Raw genomic sequence first — 2548 nt, forward strand, 5'->3', positions numbered from 1 at the left:
AGTATGAAAAAATATTTATTTGGATTTATGCTAATTTCATTACAGCCGTTTTTGGTGAATGCCCAAAAAAAGTTACTTTTTGATTTGAGTATAGGTATTAATAAATCAATAGGTGAAGACATGCTTGCAACAAAAATTACAGGAAGTAATGAAATTCAATACTATAAAAAAAAGAAATACAGTCATCCTTATTTAAATGTAATCGGTACTGTTCTATATCCCCTAACTAAAGATTTTTCTCTGGGATTAAAATCTGGAATTTATGTTTACTTTTTGGAAACATATTTAACTGCGGCTCAACAGACATCAGTTTCCATACCAATTGAACTGGCAGGCAGGTTAAAAATTCTGGATATGGGAAAAAACTCAGCAGGCATTGATCTTTCCGGAGGTATTAACCTTTTCAGCATAAATGATGTTATAGAACATTATGGTAATGGTAAATTAATAAATATTTCCCTTTATTATTTAGCAAAAAATAAGCATCTTGTAAAAATCGGAATAGAACAACAGATCGATAATGTTCAATTTATTATTACTGAACCAAATACAAATTTGTTTAATTATAAAATTAATCGATTGGCTATTAGTTTAACATACGGCATAAAATTGTAACCAACATTATTTATGAAAGTAAATCATTTTAGTAAAATATTTTTATTGAGTCTTGTACCTTTTCTTTTTTAACTGTGCAGTTCTACCCAAAAGGCTTCCATCTGTAACAATGGTACATTTAAGATTTATGAGCCCCAAAATTACAATTGATACCCTCTCCATCTATCTACAGGAGTGCCTGCAATAAAAGTATTTATCGTTGGACGGACGCATCTTTACACTAAAAATTTTTATGTCATAAACCTGCACTAGTTCATTTATAAGGTCATTTAAGCATTACCCATCCATCTTTGAAGTTCCTATCAGGATTATAATATTTAAAAGCTTGTTATGATGTGGTTCAACAGGCATTTATCACTTAAAACATCGAAGGAAAAATTAAAACCAGTCTATAGAATACTTATTAAAAGCATAGGGAAGAATAACCTCGATTGATTTATTTAATCCACGCAACAATATTACATTGTCAATTTCTTCAGATAGAAAATTGGGTTGTATGAATATTCATATGGGTAAGTGGTATCTTAATACTTTTTGGGTGTCAATTCTGCATAGCCTATTAAATAACTTCGGTAACTTACTTTTTGATTTTAAAAGAATATTTAAGTAAGTTCGTCTATGAAATTAATCAAAAATATCTTGCTTCTTGTAATGATAATCCCGGGTACAAAATCATTCTCCCAAAAAATCATTCAGATAAAATCACCTGACAAAAACATAGTCTTTTCATTTACACTTACTAAAAATTCGCCTGTTTATGAAGTGGTATATAAGGGCAAAAAATTAGTAGATAAATCATCGCTGGGATTAGCTTTCAAAGAAGATGGAACTTTTGCCGAAGGGCTTGTTGCAGGTAAACCTATATTTAAAACAGATGATGAAACCTATGACCTGGTGGTGGGAAAGGCTAAAACTATTCACAGCCACTATAACGAACTTACAGTTCCGATTATACGAAACAATGGAACCGATAAAAAGCAGGTAAATATTGTAGTAAGAGCTTTTAATGATGGAGTAGCTTTCAGGTATGAATTTCCAAAGCAGGAAGGTTGGTCGTCTTACATTTTGACTGATGAACAAACAACGTTTAACCTTGCTGCCAATCCAAAAGTGCTGACCCTGTTCAGGGAAAATTATACCACATCTCACGAAGGATTTTACGATTCGCTGCGGTTGAATGAAATTAAACCAGATACGTTGATGGACTTGCCTTCTTTATTCCAATACCCCGGCAATGTATACATGGCCATCACAGAGGCCAACCTGCGCAATTACGCAGGCATGTACCTGGCAAAAAAGAATGGCGTACTGACGACCATGCTCTCGCCGTTTCCGGGGCAGACAGCAATAAAAGTAAAAGCAATACTGCCGCATCATACACCTTGGCGGGTAATGATGATTAGTGATCGGGTAGGTGCATTGATTGAATCAAACCTGCTGACAAACTTAAACGAACCATCCATTATTAAAGACATTTCCTGGATAAAACCAGGAAAAACCAGCTTTCATTGGTGGAACGGAGATATTACGCCTGATACCACATTTGCACCAGGTATTAATTTCGAAACGGATAAATATTATATTGATTTTTGTGCCAGGCACCATATTGAATATCATTCCGTAATTGGATATGGTGGAATTGCCTGGTATAAAAGTGATGCTCCTTGGTATGGAGAAATAGGCCAAAACACAGATGTTACTAAAACCGTACCTAGCTTAAACATGCAACAGGTATGCGATTATGCTAAGCAAAAGGGAGTTGGAATACATGTATGGGTAAATTGGAAAGCTCTATATCCTAATCTCGAAAGGTCTTTTGATCAATTTCAAAAATGGGGTATTAAAGGGATGATGGTAGACTTCTTAAATCGTGACGACCAGGAAATGGTGAATATACAGGAAGAGATATTAAAAACAGCTGCTGAACATAAAC

2 protein-coding genes are annotated in these 2548 nt (G+C 34.1%); both read left to right on the top strand.

Annotated features, from left to right (window positions below; genetic code table 11):
* A partial coding sequence (locus H7254_RS02365) for a hypothetical protein (RefSeq protein ID WP_301931460.1) occupies positions 1-615 on the top strand: 615 nt, incomplete at its 5' end.
* Positions 616-1266: 651 nt separating this feature from the next.
* Positions 1267-2548: glycoside hydrolase family 97 N-terminal domain-containing protein (locus H7254_RS02370; protein ID WP_301931461.1), on the top strand; the 1282-nt coding region annotated here is incomplete at its 3' end.

This window comes from Ferruginibacter sp. (assembly GCF_014377975.1).
Lineage (GTDB): Bacteria > Bacteroidota > Bacteroidia > Chitinophagales > Chitinophagaceae > Ferruginibacter.